The 248-nt window shown below is 64.1% G+C and carries 1 protein-coding gene; it reads right to left on the bottom strand.

Features of this window, described 5'->3' with window-relative positions; translation table 11 throughout:
• Positions 1-248, bottom strand: a 248-nt coding sequence (locus SB816_RS33965; protein WP_410548496.1) for an ABC transporter permease subunit, incomplete at both ends; no start/stop codon positions are given.

The raw sequence follows: 248 nt of genomic DNA, 5'->3' as shown, positions 1-248 counted from the left end.
CGAACGCACGAACTCGAGGCTGTACATGCCCGTGTACATCAGCAGCAACTGCACGTAGAGCGGCGTGCCGCGAAACACGTACGTGTAGAACCGCACCGGCATCGACAGCCACTTGTTCTTCGACACGCGCGCGACCGCAAGCGGCACCGCGCACACGAAGCCGAGCGAAATCGATGCTACGAGCAGCCACAGCGTCACCGCAAGGCCGGAGAGGCGCTGGCCGTCCCAGTAAAGGAACGCCCGGCCGA

It is taken from the genome of Achromobacter sp. SIMBA_011 (assembly GCF_046535435.1).
GTDB classification, from domain to species: Bacteria; Pseudomonadota; Gammaproteobacteria; order Burkholderiales; family Burkholderiaceae_B; genus Achromobacter; species Achromobacter dolens.
The sequence above is the reverse complement of the archived record's forward strand: the minus strand, read 5'-3'. Positions and strand labels throughout refer to the sequence as shown.